This window comes from Pseudoalteromonas sp. Z1A6 (genome assembly GCF_011378745.1).
GTDB classification, from domain to species: Bacteria; Pseudomonadota; Gammaproteobacteria; order Enterobacterales; family Alteromonadaceae; genus Pseudoalteromonas; species Pseudoalteromonas arctica.
This window is the reverse complement of record NZ_WTKW01000562.1, coordinates 1-1570: the sequence shown is the minus strand read 5'-3', so window position 1 is coordinate 1570 and position 1570 is coordinate 1. Positions and strand designations below refer to the sequence as shown.

The 1570-nt window shown below is 33.7% G+C and carries 1 protein-coding gene; it reads left to right on the top strand.

Going from position 1 to position 1570, the window contains the following annotated elements:
* Positions 1–24: 24 nt before the first annotated feature.
* Positions 25–1479: a HAMP domain-containing sensor histidine kinase gene (locus tag GQR46_RS19475; protein ID WP_165742191.1), complete on the top strand. Its 1455-nt coding sequence runs from the start codon at positions 25–27 to the stop codon at positions 1477–1479.
* The last annotated feature ends 91 nt before the right edge of the window (positions 1480–1570 follow it).

Sequence of the window (1570 nt, the reverse complement as noted above, 5' to 3'; positions counted from 1 at the left end):
TAGTAGCTAAAATAGGTGTCGTATATGAATATCTCAAGAAAACTGATGCTTATTGTAATATTAACTGCAGCAGAGATAAGTATTACTGTCTACTCAGCTTTTGAAATAGCTAAAGGAGCTAAGTTTCACCAACTTAACTTTCTTCATTTAAAGTATACACATCAACTTACCAAGTCAGTTAAAAAAATAGAAAATGATATCCCCATAGATATAAATACCATTGAGTCGGATATATTGTTAATTAGGCAGCAACCGATTGAATGTATTGAACAAATAAACCCGTTAAATTATGCTGTTATGAAAGTTATTAACACAGATCATACATTAACAATCTGTGAAAACGATATTGAAATTGCTGATAAAGCCTTATTGTCAGTTAATCAGTATAAAAAGGGGGAACTTAGTAGAGACGCTTTTTTACTAAATCTTAATACTTCGCTAAGTGGCTTTAATAAAAACACGGAGCTGTTTGAGGAACCAATTAGAAAAACAGTATCGTTTATACTAATGACGTTAATTCCACTTGTTATAATCATATCTTTTTTTAATATTCTTTTTATAAGTTATCTTTCTCGCACAATATCGAGCTCTATTCGAAATCTTACTCTACTTTTATCAAGTAAGCCCGAAAGCAATATTAATCTAGACGATGAACTTGATATAAAAACGTCGGGTGAATTAAAAGCACTCGTTATCGCGGCTAGACAGCGAATTAAAAATGATCTTTTAAATATTGAAAACAGTATTGAACTCAAAGAGATTATAAACAGCCAGACAGCTTCCCTGCAGCAAGCAAATGATGAGCTTGCCCAGTTTGCTTATCGGGCTTCCCATGACCTGAAGTCACCGCTGTCAGGGGCTAAATCCTTAGCGCATTTTGTTATCGAAGATATAAAAGCGGGAGACACAGAGGAGGCAAGCCGAAATGCACTGGTTATTTATCAACAAATGGAAAAGTTAGAAACACTTGTTGTTGATATTTTATTGTTAGCCAAAGCTGATATTGGTAATGAGGATAAAGATGTAATTGACTTTAATCAGTTAATTATTGATATGAAAGAACGACTGTCTTGGCTCATGAAAGATAATCCTTGTACGCTCGAAACAACAATTAATCTATCAGTACCTATAAGGTCGGAAAAAGCGCGTTTTGCTCAAATTATTGAAAATTTGATATCAAATGGGTTGAAGTATTACGACAGAAATAAAGACTCGCCTTATGTCCGCTGTGATATTTTTAATGAGCAAGAGACGTTTTTTATTACTGTTACAGATAACGGAATGGGAATACCACAAAAGCATCAAAGTGAAGTGTTTGATATGTTTAAGCGATTTCATGCACAGACAAGTACGGGGTCTGGTTTAGGGATGGCGCTGGTTAAAAAACATATTGAGTATTTAAATGGTGAAGTATCACTGCAAAGCTCTGATGAAGGTACGACGTTTAAAATAATAATACCAATGGATAAGCTAACATGACAAAAATTAAACCCCCTATATTAATTGTCGATGACAATGAAGTTGACCGGTATATTCTTAAAAGATTAATTAAAGAGGCTGAATTAGATCT